A 17,095-nucleotide genomic window follows, 5' to 3' on the forward strand; every position below is an offset into this window, starting at 1 on the left:
TCAAAATCATGAAAAAAATAATAGCTCTTTTAATAGTTGCAAGCACTTTTTTTGTGGCTTGTGATGATGTCGATACTGCAAATGTATCTTCAATAACAAACTATCCTTTAATTACAGTTCTAGGAAGTGACCCGATTTTTGTTGCCTTAGGCAGCACTTACACTGATCCAGGCGCAATAGCAACTGAAAATGACGCACCAATACCATTCACCAGTGTTGGATCTGGTAATTATAGAGGAGGTACTTCTATTGACACTAATATTGCTGATGAATATTCTCAAACCTATACCGCAACCAATAAAGATGGTTTCAAAGCGAGTGCCACAAGAAGGGTAATTGTGTATAAAACAGGCGATTTGGTAAATAGCATCGAAGGTGTATACACTTGTAATGTAAGCAGAAATGGGTCATCACCTAGCACTGCAAAAAACATCAAATATATTTACATCTGGAAAAACGCTAACGGCACTTATGAAGTTTCAGACGCTTTTGGAGGCTGGTATCAATACCATAGAGGGTTCGGTATAGATTACATTACGCCTGGAGGAACAATCAATGCCGTTAATATTGCAACCAACACCTTTACTTTCCCAGGAAATCCTCTAACCAACAGTGGTTTTGGAGGAACAGCCAATATAACAGGTTTGAATGTTGATCCGGTTGCAAAGAAAATTGTCCTAACCTGTTCTTGGCTTGCCCCAACTGCATACACATTTGTATCCACATTAACTCAAGTTCAACTTTAATATATTAAAAATGAGAAACATAAAAAATAATATTATAAAAATACTTTTCGGTATTCTTATATTTACTTCATTCGCTTCTTGTGATGAGGGTGGTGATCCAAATCCAGGCGGAACAACTACGGAAAAATTTGCTGGAGATTGGTATATTGACCTTTCGGACAGCGATGGTGCTTCTTTAGGCACACATGCTTTACATCATACCTATAACACTTCTGCTAACGATAATACCATGTGGATTGACGATGCAAAAAGTGGCTATTGGATTAAATGTAAAATAACCATGGATGTTGCCAATGGAACATTTACAGCAGTAGCACAACCTAATCTTATTGATGATAGTGTTGTAACTATAACTGACGGTAAAATTGAAAAAGGAGCAGGATTATCTAAAGCAGGTCATGTTGTAGATAAAATTTCTTTCAGAGCTCATTTTGATTATGATGCTGACGGATATGATATTCTTTATGAAGGTCACAAAAGAACTGGTTTCAAAGAAGATGAATACTAGAAATTAAATAATAAATTTGAAAAACCATCCCACTATTCGGGATGGTTTTTTTTATATATTTGCACCATGGAAAAAGAACACCAAATATTCGGGATTAGAGCAATAATTGAAGCCATACAAGCGGGCGCAACAGTAGACAAAGTCTATATTCAAAAGGAAGCTAGCAGCGAACTGATGAAAGACTTGATGAAAGTGATGAAGCGTGGTAATATTAATTTTTCTTATGTTCCTGTTGAAAAACTAAACAGATTGACACCAAATAACCATCAAGGTGCAGTGGCGACAATTTCTCCAATTTCCTTTTTTGATTTAGAATCATTGATAGAATCAGTAATAGAAAATGGAAAGAAACCGTTATTTTTAATTTTGGACCAAATATCGGATGCACGTAATTTTGGTGCTATCATCAGAACAGCCGAATGTACCGGAGTAAACGGAATCATTGTTCAAAAAGCAGGTTCTGCTCCTGTCAACGGTGACACTGTAAAAACATCCGCCGGAGCCGTTTTTAACATTCCTATTTGTAAAGTGGAACACATTAAAGACGCTATTTTTCTTTTACAGGCCAGTGGCATTAAAACTGTTGCTGCAACTGAAAAAACAGATCAAAATATTTATGACATTTCGCTAAATGAACCTGTCGCCATTATTATGGGATCAGAAGATCGCGGGGTAAATCCTTCGGTTTTAAAAATAGTTGATGAAAAGGCAAAACTACCTATGTTTGGAACTATTGGTTCTTTAAATGTTTCGGTAGCTTGCGGTGCTTTTTTATATGAAGCGGTAAGACAAAGAATCCCATCCCCAACCCTTCCCTAAGGGAAGGGAGCCTAGATAAACAAATAAAACGAATCAAGACTGCGGTTTTGATTCGTTTTTTTCGTTTAAGACGATTGTATAATCTACAGGAAAATCTGAGGAATAATAAGAAACTAATTCCTCAATTGTTTCTTCTTTTGGAAGATTCATAAAGTTTCCATTGGCATCAAAACGTTGCATGAATGGATCTTCCTCAGGATTATAATCTGGTTTTTCCCAATCGTATTTAATTAACTTTTTATACTCTGGTGTTTTATAAATCAAAGAAAGAGCAAAACCCGTTATCAATCCGGCCAAGTGACCTTCCCAAGAAATTTTTTTGTCTCCCGAGGTCTCGGGACTAGGAAAAGCATACCAAACTAAACCACCATAAATAACAATAACAGCAAGCGACAAAGCGACCAAGCGATAATATTTTGTTTGTATTCCTTTGAAAAAAATAAAGCTCACCAAGACATAAACCAATCCGCTAGCTCCAATATGGTAATTATCCCTTCCAATAACCCAAGTAATAATTCCCGAAAGTAAAATTCCAAATCCAATGACTCTTATAGACTGATTCGCATAAAAAAATTGCAAAGCTGCCAATAAAATTAATAATGGAATTGAATTATTATACAAATGCTCAATATCACCATGAATGAAAGGGCTGAATAAGACGCCTTGTAAACCGGAAAGTTCTCTTGGATAAATACCATTTTCAACAAAATCAAAATCAAATCGGATTTCAAGCCAAAAAACAAACCACAGGAACACTACAAAAAAAAGTGGAAGTCCAACAACCGAATTAGTAAATTTGAAATGATTATCCATTAGTTTTAGTTTCGTGTTCTTTTTAAATTAAAATCAAAAATTTATCCAAAAGCAATTTAATGCTATTTTGTCATACTAAAACTAAAAAGACATTTTAAATTGTGATGCCTAGCCCAGATGGAAACGGCATCCTTTTTATCTCGTTTTTTTAACGAGATAAAAAGATATAGTGGACAGCTGGAATTAGCTCCTAAAAAAAATTAGAAACTGAAACAAGTTCAGTTTGAAAAATAGTAATTTTACAAAATGGAAGCACCACTTGCAGAACGCATTCGACCACAAAAATTAGAAGACTATATCAGTCAGTCCCATTTGGTAGGACCAAGCGGATCATTGACACAACAAATTACAAAAGGAATAATTCCTTCTCTGATTTTTTGGGGACCGCCAGGAACGGGAAAAACGACTTTGGCACAAATTATTGCGCAAGAATCTAAGCGACCGTTTTATATTTTAAGTGCTATCAATTCAGGCGTGAAGGATATTCGTGATGTTATTGAAAAAGCAAAACAAAGCGGCGGATTATTTACTGCAAAAAACCCTATTCTGTTTATAGACGAGATTCATCGTTTTAGTAAATCCCAACAAGATTCATTATTAGCTGCCGTAGAAAAAGGCTGGATTACATTAATAGGCGCCACTACTGAAAATCCGAGTTTTGAGGTTATTCCCGCATTGCTTTCGCGTTGCCAAGTTTATGTTTTGAATGCTTTTACTAAAGCTGATTTGGAAACCTTATTGGAACGCGCCATGAAAACGGATGAATTTCTAGCAACAAAAAACATTGTTTTGAAAGAAACAGAGGCACTTTTGCGACTTTCCGGAGGTGATGGACGCAAGCTATTAAATATTTTTGAACTTGTCGTAAACGCTTCGAATGAAGCTGAGATTATAATCACCAACGATCGGGTTTTTGAATTGGTGCAACAAAATACCGTTTTATATGACAAAAGTGGTGAACAGCATTATGATATTGTTTCGGCTTTTATAAAATCAATTCGCGGAAGTGATCCAAACGGAGCTGTATATTGGCTAGCTCGAATGATTGAAGGCGGGGAGGATGTAAAATTTATAGCCAGACGAATGCTCATTCTATCCAGTGAAGACATAGGAAATGCCAATCCTACAGCTTTTATTATGGCCAATAATGCATTTCAGGCAGTTTCAACTATTGGTTATCCTGAAAGCAGGATTATATTAAGCCAATGTGCCATTTACTTAGCAACATCCCCAAAAAGCAATGCTTCTTATCTTGCGATAGGAACGGCACAACAACTGGTGAAACAAACAGGCGATTTGCCAGTTCCGATTCATTTGCGCAATGCTCCTACCAAATTAATGAAAGAATTGGGTTATGGTGAGGAATATAAATATTCGCATGATTTTGCCAATAATTTCGCAGAACAAGAATTTTTACCCAATGAGATAAGCAATAAGGCTATTTATGTCCCAGGAACTAATTCTAGAGAAAACACGATCCGTGAATTCCTAAAAAACCGTTGGAAAGATAAATATGGGTATTAAAATTAGAAGAGATGCACTGATGTGCATCTCTACGGCAAACTGATTCATTTTATAAAAGATTTAAAATTTAACTTCTATTTTTTCTGAAATTAATTTGTCATTAAGATAATATTCAAAAAACCACTGATTGTCTTTTGCAATTAAAACACCTTGGATATTTCCCTTTGCTGCAATGAAACAATCTTTTCCAGAAGTATTAAATACTTTCATAATAACTTTTGGTGCACTATCGATTAGTTGAAAACCAGTAGCTGTAGGCTGTGCGTAAAGCATTTTCGAATTATCAACAATTACATTCTGTGAATTATCAGCTTCATCTATAGGTAAAGCCACTGGCGCCACTTGGGAAACTGGTGATGGACTTGGTTTAGAAACTGCAATTGGATTACTATTACCAGCGTCATTATATTTATATTGTAAAGCATAAACAGATATAAAAGCCTTGTTTAATGCTTCGGTATAAGCCAATTGAAAGTCTTTTTCTTTGCTTATACCAATATCAGATTTGAAAATGATTTTCCCATTACAATCCTTGAAAGTGATATACAGTTTCGTTGTTAAAAATGATTTTTCTTTCACAACATCAAAATACAACAAACTACACCTATCATTATTTTCTTTTGGCAATGGCTCATTATCATAAAACCCTTGAAAACCAGCCTTGCTTAAATTAAACTTAGACAAAGTGGCAAGTCGATATTGATTATCACTTTTTACAAAATCAAATTTTAAAGGTATAAGTACGACTTTATAATCATTCACAGATTGCGAGAAACAGTAACTCGAAATTAATACTACTAGAAATAGGAATCTTGTTTTCATATGTATATAATATTTGTTTTTTAATGGAATATGGTATCGCCATTCTTCATTTATGATTGTGTTTTTTTGAATCATGGCGATTTCATAATTTATAAATATTTTTTTAATTCTAACAAATGATTGACTTGTTTAATATTCTGTTCTATAGGAACGTTACTTTCGTTAAAAAAAATCGCATCTAATCCTGCATCAAGAGCTCCTTGAACATCCGCTTCAATACAATCCCCAACCATAATACTGTTTTCTTTTTTGGCTTTGGCCAAATCAAGAGCATATTCAAAAATAATAGGATTTGGTTTTTTCACTCCTGCCATTTCCGAATTGGTAATCGTTTGAAAGTAACTCCCAATATTTGAATTATTTAATTTTTTAAATTGCACTTCAGCAAAACCATTAGTAATGATATGAAGTTTATATTTTTGATTTAAATAATCCAAAACCTCAAAAGTCCCGTCAAAAAGATGGTTGTTTTCAGGCAATAACTGAATGTATTCTTGAGCAATACTTTCTATCTCTTCATCGGAAATAGCGTAGTTTAATGCATCGAAAGAATGTTTCAATCTATTGTAACGCAATTCATCATGGGAAATTTTGTCGTATTGATATAATTTCCAACACGCTTGATTTATGGGAACATATTTTTCAATGAATTCTTTGGTTTCAATTGTTGGGTGATTTCTATTAAAAATAGTCTCAAATGTCAACTCCGAATTTTTATCAAAATCCCAAAGCGTATGATCTAAATCAAAGAAAACGTCTTTTATAATGGTATGTTTCATTTTTAATTTCTAAAATATTCCCTCATCAACAAAGCTAAAATAATTAGTTTCAGTCACAATAAGATGGTCCAATACTTTTATCTCCAAACTATCTCCGGCTAGTTTTAGCTTCCGGGTGATTTGTTTGTCGGCGTCACTTGGTATCAATGTTCCCGAAGGATGATTATGGCATAATATCAATCCCGTTGCACCCGTTTCAAGCGCCGTTTTGAAAACTAATCGTACATCAACCAGAGTTCCTGTAATACCACCTTTACTCAATTGTGATTTTGAAATGACTTTGTTTGAATTATTCAAATATACAATCCAAAATTCCTCGTGTGGCAATTCACCAATAATAGGCTGCATGATTTCGAAAATTGTCTTGCTGGAAGTAATTTTTGTTAATTCAACTGCATCCTCTGCCCTTCTTCGTCTTCCTAATTCTAAAGCTGCAATAATCGAAATGGCTTTAGCCTCTCCTATTCCTTTAAAATTCATTAACTGTGAAATAGACAACTTTCCTAATGCATTCAGATTATTATTGACACTCGCTAAAATCCGTTTACTCAAATCAACCGCAGATTCATTTCGACTTCCTGAACCAATCAAAATAGCAATCAGTTCCGCATCACTCAAAACACTTTTGCCTTTTAGCATCAATTTTTCACGTGGTTTGTCGTCTTCGGACCAATTGGTTATTGGAAAAAAAGAATTTTCGGACATAGGCTTTTCTCTTAAATTTGTTTTCTCATACAAATACTATTTTCTAAACCCACGTACGGTTCGTAATTATCTACAATAACATAGCCCACTTTTTGATACAAACTAATGGCTTCTTTTTGTCTATATAACGTTTCTAAAACAGATGCGGCATAACCTAAATCATGAGCCCAAAATTCCAGTTCTTGTAATATTTTTTGAGCTAAACCCAAACCCCGTGCTTCGGGAGAAACAAACATACGTTTTATTTCAATCGTATTTTTATCATATTTCTTAAAACAACCGCAGGCAACAGGTTTATTTTCGAGATAAATAATTATAACATTAGGATTTAATTCAATTACATTATTCCCCCAATAATTTGTTTTTAATTCTGGATAACGCTCCCACAAACTCTTGTCTAATGCCGCAATGAGAGTTACAAAATCTGGATTCTCACTGGTAGTTTTAATAATTTCTATTTTGTTATTCATATCTTTATTAAGCTAAAATTCCTTTACATCATTACAATTCAATTTTAATAAATAACCTCAAACCTTCTTGGTCTTTAACCATTTGCCTATAAGACATGAAAAAGATATTTTGCAGCGACTTTTATTAGCAATTTACTAAAATCAATAATTTATTTTTTTAACCATTTCTTTATAGAAAACAGTATTACCATAATTATACTTGTTTTTTAAAAATGTTGTGAGAATTATTTCATCGTATTTAGTTAAAACCCAATCCATAAGTTTTTCTCTATATTCAAAATTTATATTGATTCCTTTTTGAGAAAACCATTTACTTTCAATAGTGGTTAATTTATCCAAGAAACCCAATTTATCAGTCAAATATAATTCTTCTTTATATAGATAGACCAACTCATAATCTGTATAGCAACAAATATTTTCAATCATTTTATTAAAACTTTTTTCAGAAAATAAAACTTTAAAATAAAACACAACCGCTTGTTTATTTTTGTCAAAACCCCTTTTAGCTTTACCCAATAAATTCGACCTAAATTTTTTAAATTCTAATACTGGAATAGAGTCTTTTATCTTCAGATAGTCCTCAAAGTTAAAATCGATATTTATGGTACTCATTAATATAGCTACTAGCTTTTTTTCATTCTCTTGTAGAGTATAAATAGTTTTTAAACGTTTCCAGTATTCAAAATTAAATTCTACATAATAATTATTAGCTACTTGCTGAGTGGCATAATTTTCAGCTAAGGAAATTTGATTTATTGCAATCAAACTGTCTATTAAAGTTAGATTAAAATCATTTTCATATCTAACAGGCTTAAAATACTGGAATAATTCTTCGAAAAGATTATTTTCTGTAATAACCTCTATTACGAAATTAGAAATAGCAATACCTAATCTTATTTCATTTTTATTTACGTACAAGAAAAATTCCTTTAGTTTTTTAGCATAATATTTTTTCCGTTCTATATTAGATTCTTCTTTTCTATAAAGCGAAACCATATAATCAAAAATCATATTACTTATAGATTGTTTAGAATCATAAAAAATAATTTTAAAATTCAAATCAATAACATCTTCCCATTTATTTTCATCAGTAATCGAGGTAATTTCAGCAATTATTTCATTAGGAATTTTCTCTATATAGCGAATCAATCGCACACTAGTAGTAAAAATTCGATTATTAAAATCTATAAGCTCCTCAATAACAAACAGTATCATCTCTAATCTTTCTTTATTAGAAAGATCTGCTTTGCAATATTCTATTACAGGTTTTAAAGTGATCTCTAATAATTCAATTATTTTTTTTAGTTCATTAATTTCAACATTTTTCTTGTTCTTTATAACAGATTTTATAGAATTTTCAATCAATAATTTAACATCAGATTTGCTATATTCTACTTTTGAAATTGAAAATTCATTGACAAAAAGCAACTCTAAATCTTTATTCTTTTTTAATAATTGAATTACCCAATTTCTCAAAGCATTTTGGTCTAACTCTTCGATAAGTTCTTCTGATTGAGTACGTTTCTTCTTTCTGGGAGATTTGACTTTTTTTGCATTTTTTTTGGATAAATAATTTAAAAATGCGATTTTATGAATGCAAAAACCTTTACTATTACATTCACAACTTGAATTTATTATTTCATTTTTATCAGAAACTTCAATTGCAACATCATAACTATCCTTATCTTGATCGACATAGGCAACAAATGAATTTGGTTTTTCTTCATCTATATCCCTAACTATAAGTTTTTCGCTTTTTTTTAATAAAGCAGAACTAATTTTTTTTGAAAAATTTAGAAATGTTAATCTTTCTTCCATAACAAAAATTTTACTCTATCAAATCCTTCACTTCATCAAAATTCAAACCACCGTAATTACCAGAACTCATCAACAGCAAAGCAGAATTATCAAGATCTAAATTAAACAGATACTCTTTAAAATCTTTTGGATTCGTATAAATGATTAAATCTTCTCTATTGAAAGCCTGAGCAATTTGTTCGTAAGTCACTTCTTCGAGTTGCTTAATTTTGACAGCATCTGGTGAATAAAAAACAACGGCTTTATCCGCATATTCTAATGCGCCTTCGTATTCTTTTAAAAATTCAGCATTCAGGCTACTGTACGTATGCAATTCTAAACAAGCGACCAAAGTTCGGTTTGGATATTGTTCTTTCACCGCTTTTGTAGTTGCAGCCACTTTACTTGGAGAATGGGCAAAATCTTTATAGGCAACTTTAGTTTTGCTTTCGGCAATTTTCTCCAAACGTTTTGAAGCGCCTTTGAAACTGGCAATAGCTTCATAAAAATCAGCCTCATCGACACCCATATTTTGGCAAATCCATTTGGCTCCAGCCAAATTATTAAGATTATGCGCTCCAAAAACTTCAATTGGCATGTCGCCTTCAGGAGTTTCAAGAAGCGTCACTCCATCGCTTACTGTGTATTTTGGAGTATGATACGCTAGTTTTCGGATTGGGTTCGTAGCGGCTTCGGCGACACGTTTCACTTCAGGATCCTCTTCATTGTAAACTAAAATTCCACCATTGGTAATTTTACCAATAAAAATTTCAAACTGTTCCACATAATTCTCATACGTTGGAAAAACATTAATATGATCCCAAGCTATACCACTAATCAAAGCGATATTAGGCTGATACAAATGAAACTTTGGTCTTCTGTCTATTGGTGAAGACAAATATTCATCCCCTTCTAATACGATAAAATCATTTCCTTCAGTAAGATGCACCATCGTATCAAATCCTTCCAGTTGTGCACCAACCATATAGTCTACCGCTATATCATGGTAATGCATCACATGAAGAATCATTGAAGTAATGGTCGTTTTCCCGTGAGAACCACCAATTACTACACGTGTTTTATTTTTGGATTGTTCGTAAAGGAATTCGGGATAAGAATATATTTTCAAACCTAATTCCTGTGCTTTCAACAATTCTGGGTTATCCGCTTTGGCATGCATTCCCAGAATTACTGCTTCAATATCCTTAGTTATTTTTTCAGGAAACCAACCCAATTCCGGCGGCAAAATTCCTTTTTTATCTAATCTTGATTTTGATGGTTCAAAAATAGCATCGTCACTTCCTGTAACTTGATATCCTTTGTTGTGTAATGCTAAAGCGAGATTGTGCATGGCACTGCCACCGATAGCTATAAAATGTGTACGCATTTTAGTTTATGGTTTATAGTTGTTGTATTCGAAATAAGTCAAAATCAATTATTTATTAACTCATTTATCCTTTTTTATTTTTATATTCTGCTAAAACAGATTTGGCTTTTTCTGGTTCGTTCATTTTATTTTTGTACAAATTAGCTAACTTTAGATAACTTGCTTTTGATCCGCCTACAGTTATTGCCCTTTTATACTGATGTTCTGCAACTTTATATCTTTTAAAATATTCGTCAATATGCCCTCTTGACAAATAACCATCAACGGGTGATAATCGCAATAATTCATTTGAATATTTTATAGCTTTAGACTCACTGCCCCCAACTACCCTGGGCAACTGAATATACAATTCTATTAATGCCCAGCGTGCTTCAATATGCTTAGGATTGAAAGCTATTGCTTTTTCAAAAGACCCCTTAACTTCGTCAATCATGCCAAGTGCTTTGAATTTATTGACCTGAGTAGCTTTCATTCCAAGAGCCCCTCCATATTTATAATAATAATTGGCTTCCGAAGGTTTCGATTGTTTTAGCTCTTTATAATAACCAATCGCTTTATCCCAAGATTTATTTCGTCCGGCTATGTCTCCCAGATATTCAATGGTTTTCAAATCAGAAGGGTTAGTCTTTAAAATTGATTCAAAAATTGACTGTGCCTGATCAAATTTTTCTTCTTTGAAAAATTTCTCTGCTTTATCAAAATTGGATTGAGACCAAATCATCAAAGGAAGTAATAAAAAGAAGTATGCCATTTTTTTCATCTTTCAAAAATAAGGAAATTTTAAAGTATTAAACAGCTTTTTTTAATCTTAAAAAAGTTAACAAACCAAATCATCTTGAGAGAAATAATAATACATAAGAAACATTACCATAACATAGAGTAATTAATTTCGTCAAAACAAATTATGAAAAGAAAGAGAAAAATTCCTTTAGTTGTATTAAGTGATGTGCACTTAGGAACATATGGCTGTCAAGCCAAAGAATTACTCCAATATTTAAAATCAATTCAACCAAAAATGTTGGTTTTAAATGGGGATATCATTGATATGTGGAGTTTTAGCAAAAGCTATTTCCCTGCCTCACACATGAATGTATTGAGACAAATCATAAAAATGTCAAATCAAGGAACCCATGTTATTTATATTACCGGAAATCATGATGAAGCTTTGAGAAAATATTCCGATTTTATTTTAGGAAATTTTGAATTGGCAGATAAATTAATTCTGGAATTAGACGGAAAAAAAACTTGGATTTTTCACGGAGATGTCTTCGATTCCTCTACAAAAGGATATGCAAAAATATTGGCCAAACTTGGCGGAAAAGGATATGATTTATTGATTTTGATTAATAGCTTTATCAATTGGGTTTTAGTGCTTTTGGGAAAAGAGAAAAGAAGCTATTCTAAAATGATTAAAGACAGTGTCAAGAAAGCGGTTTCATTTGTGTCCAATTTTGAAACTACCGCAGCAGAAATTGCCATCCAAAAAAAATACAGTTATGTAGTTTGTGGACACATACACAAACCTCAAATGAAGGAAGTCGAAAACGAACATGGGAAAGTTATGTATTTAAACAGCGGCGATTGGGTTGAAAACCTAACTGCATTGGAGTACAAAAAAGAGAAGTGGAGTATTTATCAATACAAAAAAACCGACTATTTACACCATGAGAACAAAGAAGAGAAAATTGTCAATGACATCATCACCAAAATTTTATCCTAGCTATTTCAGGCACCTTACTTATCAAACCATTAAGTTTTCTTATTCTAACGATACATTTTTGAAATAGAAATTTGTATTCAATACAATCTAAATAAAACACATGAAAATATTTTATGCTATTCAAGCGACTGGCAATGGACATATCAGCAGAGCGATTCAATTATACCCTTATTTACAAAAGTTTGGCACCGTGGATTTTTTCATGAGTGGAAATAATGCCAGTCTGGATATTGATTTACCCGTTAAGTACAAAAGCGACGGCTGCAGCCTGCATTACAGTAAATGTGGCGGTTTGAATTACTGGGATATTGCAAAAAACATCAAACCGCTACAGATGTTCAACGATGCAAAGTCACTGCCTTTAAAAAATTATGATGTTGTGATTAATGATTTTGATTCCATTACTTCGCTTGCCTGTAAATTACAAAAAGTACATTCGGTACAATTTGGACACCAAGCCAGTTTTATTTCAGAATCGACTCCAAGACCGGAAAAGAAAAGTATTATGGGAGAAATGATTCTGAAACATTATGCCCCTTCTCCACAATATATTGGATTGCATTTTGACAAATACGACTCTTTTATATTTCCTCCAATTATCAAAGATGAAATCGTAAATGCCGAACCCAAAAACAAGGGCCATATTACTGTTTATTTACCTTCTTTTCAACAGGATTGCTTAGAGAAGGCATTCAACAAACTACCTAATTTATCTTTTCACTGGTTTTTGAATGATGTACAAACCAAACACACTATAAAAAACGTCACCTATTATCCCGTTAATCAAGAATACTTCAATAAAAGTCTAATAAAGTGTGAAGGAGTTATCACTGGTGGAGGATTTGAAACTCCTGCTGAAGCTTTATATCTAGGAAAAAAAATACTCTCTATTCCTATTCGGAAGCATTATGAACAAGAATGCAATGCGGCTGCTCTCAAAAAATTGGGGGTTCCTGTCCTTTATGATGTTGGTGATGATTTTTATTTAGTAATAGAAAACTGGCTTGATTCCTCTATAAAATACCCGAAGATACAAGCCAATAATATCCCCGAAACCTTGCAATTCTTATTTGACACTTATAACAGTAACTAATCAAATAAATTACAAATAACAAAAAAGGCGCTCTGTTTCCAGAGCATCTCTTTTGTATAAAACATTTGTCGTTAATCATTCAACATTTTCCACAACTTGTCTTTTAACTCTGTCAATCCTTGTTGAGCCACAGAAGAAATAAACATATAAGGAATATCTTTGAAAGCAACGTCTAATTCTGTTTTGAGTTCCGCTTTTAGCTCATCATCAAGCATATCGCATTTTGAAATCACCAATAAACGCTCTTTATCAAGCATTTCCGGATTATATTTCGTCAATTCGTTTACCAAAATATCATATTCGGCTTTAATATCTGGCGTATCCACAGGAACCAAAAATAACAAAGTCGAATTACGTTCAATATGACGTAAAAAATAATGTCCTAACCCTTTCCCTTCCGCAGCACCTTCAATAATTCCAGGAATATCAGCAATTACAAAAGATTGAAAATCTCTGTACGCTACAATTCCAAGATTTGGTTTTAAAGTAGTAAACGGATAATCAGCAATTTTTGGCTTAGCTGAAGTCAATACTGACAACAATGTTGATTTTCCTGCATTAGGAAAACCTACCAAACCAACGTCTGCAAGAACTTTCAATTCTAGAATAACGTCCATCTCTGCTCCGGGTAATCCCGGCTGTGAGTATCTAGGTGTTTGATTGGTTGAACTTCTAAAATGCCAGTTCCCTAATCCTCCTTTTCCACCACGAGAAAGTATTTGTTTTTCACCATCTTCGGTAATTTCAAATAATATTTCTCCGGTTTCTTTATCTTTTACGACAGTTCCTAGTGGAACCTCGATGTATTTATCATCTCCATCAGCACCCGTACTTCTGTCTCCACTACCATCTCCACCATTACCTGCTTTGATGTGTCGTGCAAATTTAAGGTGAAACAATGTCCAAAGACCTTTGTTTCCAACCAAAAAAACATGTCCTCCACGACCACCATCACCACCATCAGGACCACCTTTTTCAATAAACTTTTCTCTATGCAAATGCGTAGATCCTTTTCCTCCTTTTCCGGAAGAAACATATATTTTAACGTAATCTACAAAATTCCCTTCAGTCATTTTTTTTTGTTTAAAAGTTTAATGTTTAATGTTTAAAGTTTGGGTGAACAACAACAACTTTAAACATTAAACTTTAAACTAAATTTAACCTTTTATGGCTTTCACCATCACTTTATCAATCTTCACGCCATCCATATCGATGACTTCCAACTCAAATTTTTGCCATATTAATTTCTCTCCTTGTTTTGGAATATGAGAGAGTTCCGTCATTATTAATCCACTCACCGTGGTCACTTCGTAATCATTGATTAATTCATCTAATTCAAAGTAAGTTAAGAAATCATGCAACGAATAATGTCCGTCAACCAACCAAGATCCGTCTTCTCTTTCAATCAATTGAAAATCATCTTTATAAAAGTCAGATGCATCACCAACTAAGGCTTCCAAAATATCATTCAAAGTAATTACACCTTGAAAAACACCATATTCATCAGAGACAAATGCATAATGAATGCCTGTTTTTTTGAAGTTTTCCAAAGCTATATATGCCGTAGTTTGCTCCATCATAAAAGGAGCTTCTGTCATTATATCCGCTAAATTGAAATTTTCATTTTCAAAATGAGCAAAAATATTTTTTAGGTTAACGACACCTACAATATCATCATAATTTTTATCAAAAACAGGATAAATAGAATGTAATTCCTTAAGCATAAACTCCTTAACCTGTTCTTTATCAGAATGCAAAGGTAAAAAAACCACCGACTTTCTGTGCGTCATCAATGAGTTTATTTTTCGGTCTCCAATATGAAAAACGCGCTCCACAATGTTTTGCTCTATTTCCTGTACTTCTCCTCCTTCAGTTCCTTCTTTGATAATTGCTTTTATTTCTTCTTCGGTTACTTTACCGTCAGCGGTGGGTTTTATTTGCAAAACATCCAATAAAAAATCAGTTGAATGAGTCAACAACCAAATAAATGGCGCTGTAACAATCGAAACAATTTTCATGGGTAATGCCACGGCTTTGGCGATGGATTCCGGATGATTCAAGCCTATTCTTTTAGGTAACAATTCTCCCAATACTAAGGAGAAAAAAGTCAAAATCACAACAACTAAACCTACGGCAACAGAATGTGCATAAGATTTTATCATTTCGAATCCTATTATAAATGCTTCTACATCTTTGGTTATTTTATCACCACTATAAATACCGGTAAGAATTCCTATCAGGGTGATTCCTATTTGTACTGTTGACAAAAATTTATTTGGTGAATTCGCTAAATCCAATGCGATTTTAGCGCTTTTATTTCCTTTTTTTGCCGCAGTCTCTAATCTATTCTTTCGTGCTGAAATCAATGCGATTTCTGACATAGAGAAAACCCCATTTAATAGTATTAGGAAAAATATTATTAGTATTTCCAATTTTTTAGTTGATTCGTTTTTTTATTAAAATCTGATTTCTGGATTTTTACTTTCTGAAATCTATTGTCTACAATCTGGATTTTTAGCCCAGATGGCAGTGAAAAGCCCGGAGTTAAAAAGGCTAATTTTTCTTGTCAAAAAAGAGCGACCAAAGGAAGCTCCTTTTATGACTTAGAAAAATAGTTTTTTAACGAGGACTTGTAATGTACAGCTGGAATTGCTCCTATAAATTATCAATCACATTACTTAAGCGTTCCGTAATTTCCTGAATAGTTCCTATTCCATTTACTGCGTAGAACTTCTCTTGTTCATTGTAATACCCCATTAATGGCGCTGTTTTTTCGTTGTATTCCTGGTAGCGATTTCTGATTTTTTCTTCATCTTGATCGTCAATTCTACCACTTGTTTTTCCTCTTTCCAGCAAGCGTTGAATTAAAATTTCATCATCGGCTTCGAGTGCAATTGTTGCAGCCACTTTGGAACCAATTGAAGTAAGAAATGCATCTAAAGCTTCGGCTTGTGAAATTGTTCTTGGGTAACCGTCAAACAAAATTCCGTTTGTATCCGGATGTTTATTTACCTCATCAATCAGCATCTTTGTAGTCAATTCATCTGGTACTAAATCGCCAGCATCCATGTATACTCTTGCTTGTTTGCCAAGTTCTGTATCGTTTTTTAAATTAAAGCGAAATACATCACCAGTGGATATATGCGTTAATTTATATTTTTCTTTCAAAAATTCTGCTTGAGTTCCTTTTCCTGCTCCTGGTTTTCCAAATAAAACAATGTTAGTCATAATGTTGTTGCGTAGTTATTCTTTTAGTTTATATACTTCGGGTAAATTTCTTCCTAAACCATCATAGTCTAAGCCATATCCTACAATAAATTTATTAGGAATTCTAATCCCAACGTAATCTATCTTCATGTCTTTTGTGTAGGCTTCCGGTTTGAAAAAAAGTGTCGCAATTTTAAAATGCTTTACATTTTGCTTTTTGAATAATTCTTTCAGCTCTACTAAAGTATTTCCGGTATCTACAATATCTTCTATTATAATAACGGTGCGTCCAGTCAAATCTTGGTTCAACCCAATTAATTGTTTCACTTCGTTTGTGGAAGAAGTCCCTTCGTAAGAAGCCATTTTTATAAAAGATACCTCGCATGGTTTTTTATACAGTTTCATAAAATCAGAAACCACCATAAAAGCGCCGTTTAATACACCAACAAATACTGGTGTTTCATCAGCAAAATCGTCTTCTATTTGCGTAACCATTTTTGCGATTGCAAAGTCAATTTCTTTGGCAGAAATAAACGGAACAAATTGTTTATCGTGAAGTTGTATCATTATTTTCGTGTTTAAAATAATGCGCAAAGATACAGAATTCGGATTTGACAATTGATAAATGGGCATTAATTTGTAATTTTAAGTAAATTTCACAAAAAACCAACTTAAAATGTATCAAAAGTAATAAATGATGCAATA

General features: G+C 33.0%; 18 protein-coding genes. 6 read left to right on the forward strand and 12 right to left on the reverse strand.

From position 1 onward, the window contains the following. Window positions 1-8: 8 nt before the first annotated feature. The 3 genes from FNW38_RS01435 (at window position 9) to rlmB (ending at window position 2,073) form a co-directional block, all read left to right on the forward strand. Window positions 9-746, forward strand: a complete 738-nt coding sequence (locus FNW38_RS01435; RefSeq protein ID WP_143387630.1) for an immunoglobulin-like domain-containing protein — start codon at window positions 9-11, stop codon at window positions 744-746. Window positions 747-756: 10 nt separating this feature from the next. Continuing rightward, window positions 757-1,254, forward strand: coding sequence for a lipid-binding protein (locus FNW38_RS01440; protein WP_143387632.1), 498 nt, complete (start codon window positions 757-759; stop codon window positions 1,252-1,254). Window positions 1,255-1,320: 66 nt separating this feature from the next. Continuing rightward, window positions 1,321-2,073 (forward strand): 23S rRNA (guanosine(2251)-2'-O)-methyltransferase RlmB, encoded by a 753-nt coding sequence (rlmB, locus tag FNW38_RS01445; RefSeq protein ID WP_144064342.1) that lies wholly within the window; start codon window positions 1,321-1,323, stop codon window positions 2,071-2,073. Between the two features lie 33 nt (window positions 2,074-2,106). Here the strand turns inward: rlmB and FNW38_RS01450 are convergent, their stop codons facing one another. Then, the gene (locus FNW38_RS01450) at window positions 2,107-2,886 is read right to left on the reverse strand and encodes a rhomboid family intramembrane serine protease (protein ID WP_144064341.1); all 780 of its coding nucleotides are present in this window, start codon (window positions 2,884-2,886) and stop codon (window positions 2,107-2,109) included. Window positions 2,887-3,132: 246 nt separating this feature from the next. Here FNW38_RS01450 and FNW38_RS01455 point away from each other — a divergent pair, with 246 nt between their 5' ends. Then, window positions 3,133-4,410 carry a replication-associated recombination protein A gene (locus FNW38_RS01455; protein WP_144064340.1) on the forward strand — a complete coding sequence of 426 codons (1,278 nt, stop codon included), beginning with the start codon at window positions 3,133-3,135 and terminating at the stop codon, window positions 4,408-4,410. 60 nt (window positions 4,411-4,470) lie between these two features. Here FNW38_RS01455 and FNW38_RS01460 read toward each other — a convergent pair whose 3' ends face one another. From FNW38_RS01460 to FNW38_RS01490, 7 genes are all read right to left on the reverse strand, one after another. Continuing rightward, window positions 4,471-5,232, reverse strand: a complete 762-nt coding sequence (locus FNW38_RS01460; RefSeq protein ID WP_144064339.1) for a hypothetical protein — start codon at window positions 5,230-5,232, stop codon at window positions 4,471-4,473. 89 nt (window positions 5,233-5,321) lie between these two features. Next, window positions 5,322-6,011 (reverse strand): YjjG family noncanonical pyrimidine nucleotidase, encoded by a 690-nt coding sequence (locus FNW38_RS01465; RefSeq protein ID WP_144064338.1) that lies wholly within the window; start codon window positions 6,009-6,011, stop codon window positions 5,322-5,324. Between the two features lie 9 nt (window positions 6,012-6,020). Beyond that, window positions 6,021-6,716 (reverse strand): RadC family protein, encoded by a 696-nt coding sequence (gene radC, locus FNW38_RS01470; RefSeq protein WP_144064337.1) that lies wholly within the window; start codon window positions 6,714-6,716, stop codon window positions 6,021-6,023. An 11-nt stretch (window positions 6,717-6,727) separates the two neighbouring features. After that, window positions 6,728-7,186 (reverse strand): GNAT family N-acetyltransferase, encoded by a 459-nt coding sequence (locus FNW38_RS01475; RefSeq protein ID WP_143387644.1) that lies wholly within the window; start codon window positions 7,184-7,186, stop codon window positions 6,728-6,730. A gap of 141 nt (window positions 7,187-7,327) precedes the next feature. Then, a complete protein-coding gene (locus tag FNW38_RS01480) occupies window positions 7,328-9,004 on the reverse strand; it encodes a hypothetical protein (RefSeq protein ID WP_143387645.1) in 1,677 nt (558 codons plus the stop codon). A gap of 10 nt (window positions 9,005-9,014) precedes the next feature. Further along, window positions 9,015-10,370 carry a UDP-N-acetylmuramate--L-alanine ligase gene (locus FNW38_RS01485; RefSeq protein WP_144064336.1) on the reverse strand — a complete coding sequence of 452 codons (1,356 nt, stop codon included), beginning with the start codon at window positions 10,368-10,370 and terminating at the stop codon, window positions 9,015-9,017. Between the two features lie 64 nt (window positions 10,371-10,434). Beyond that, window positions 10,435-11,121, reverse strand: coding sequence for a tetratricopeptide repeat protein (locus tag FNW38_RS01490; RefSeq protein ID WP_317129730.1), 687 nt, complete (start codon window positions 11,119-11,121; stop codon window positions 10,435-10,437). Window positions 11,122-11,274: 153 nt separating this feature from the next. On the opposite strand from FNW38_RS01490, the gene FNW38_RS01495 reads away from it, so the two are divergent. Beyond that, entirely contained in the window at window positions 11,275-12,090 is an 816-nt protein-coding gene (locus tag FNW38_RS01495; protein WP_143387649.1) for a UDP-2,3-diacylglucosamine diphosphatase, read from the forward strand. Between the two features lie 100 nt (window positions 12,091-12,190). Beyond that, window positions 12,191-13,183 (forward strand): glycosyltransferase family protein, encoded by a 993-nt coding sequence (locus tag FNW38_RS01500; protein ID WP_143387651.1) that lies wholly within the window; start codon window positions 12,191-12,193, stop codon window positions 13,181-13,183. Window positions 13,184-13,254: 71 nt separating this feature from the next. On the opposite strand, the gene obgE is transcribed toward FNW38_RS01500, so the two are convergent. From obgE to hpt, 4 genes are all read right to left on the reverse strand, one after another. Next, window positions 13,255-14,256, reverse strand: a complete 1,002-nt coding sequence (obgE, locus tag FNW38_RS01505) for a GTPase ObgE (RefSeq protein ID WP_143387653.1) — start codon at window positions 14,254-14,256, stop codon at window positions 13,255-13,257. Between the two features lie 84 nt (window positions 14,257-14,340). Continuing rightward, window positions 14,341-15,615, reverse strand: a complete 1,275-nt coding sequence (locus tag FNW38_RS01510; RefSeq protein ID WP_143387654.1) for a hemolysin family protein — start codon at window positions 15,613-15,615, stop codon at window positions 14,341-14,343. Window positions 15,616-15,838: 223 nt separating this feature from the next. Next, window positions 15,839-16,411, reverse strand: coding sequence for an adenylate kinase (locus FNW38_RS17675; protein ID WP_144064335.1), 573 nt, complete (start codon window positions 16,409-16,411; stop codon window positions 15,839-15,841). A gap of 15 nt (window positions 16,412-16,426) precedes the next feature. Further along, entirely contained in the window at window positions 16,427-16,957 is a 531-nt protein-coding gene (gene hpt, locus FNW38_RS17680) for a hypoxanthine phosphoribosyltransferase (protein WP_144064334.1), read from the reverse strand. Between the last annotated feature and the right edge of the window lie 138 nt (window positions 16,958-17,095).

This window comes from Flavobacterium gawalongense, assembly GCF_007097265.1.
GTDB lineage: Bacteria > Bacteroidota > Bacteroidia > Flavobacteriales > Flavobacteriaceae > Flavobacterium > Flavobacterium gawalongense.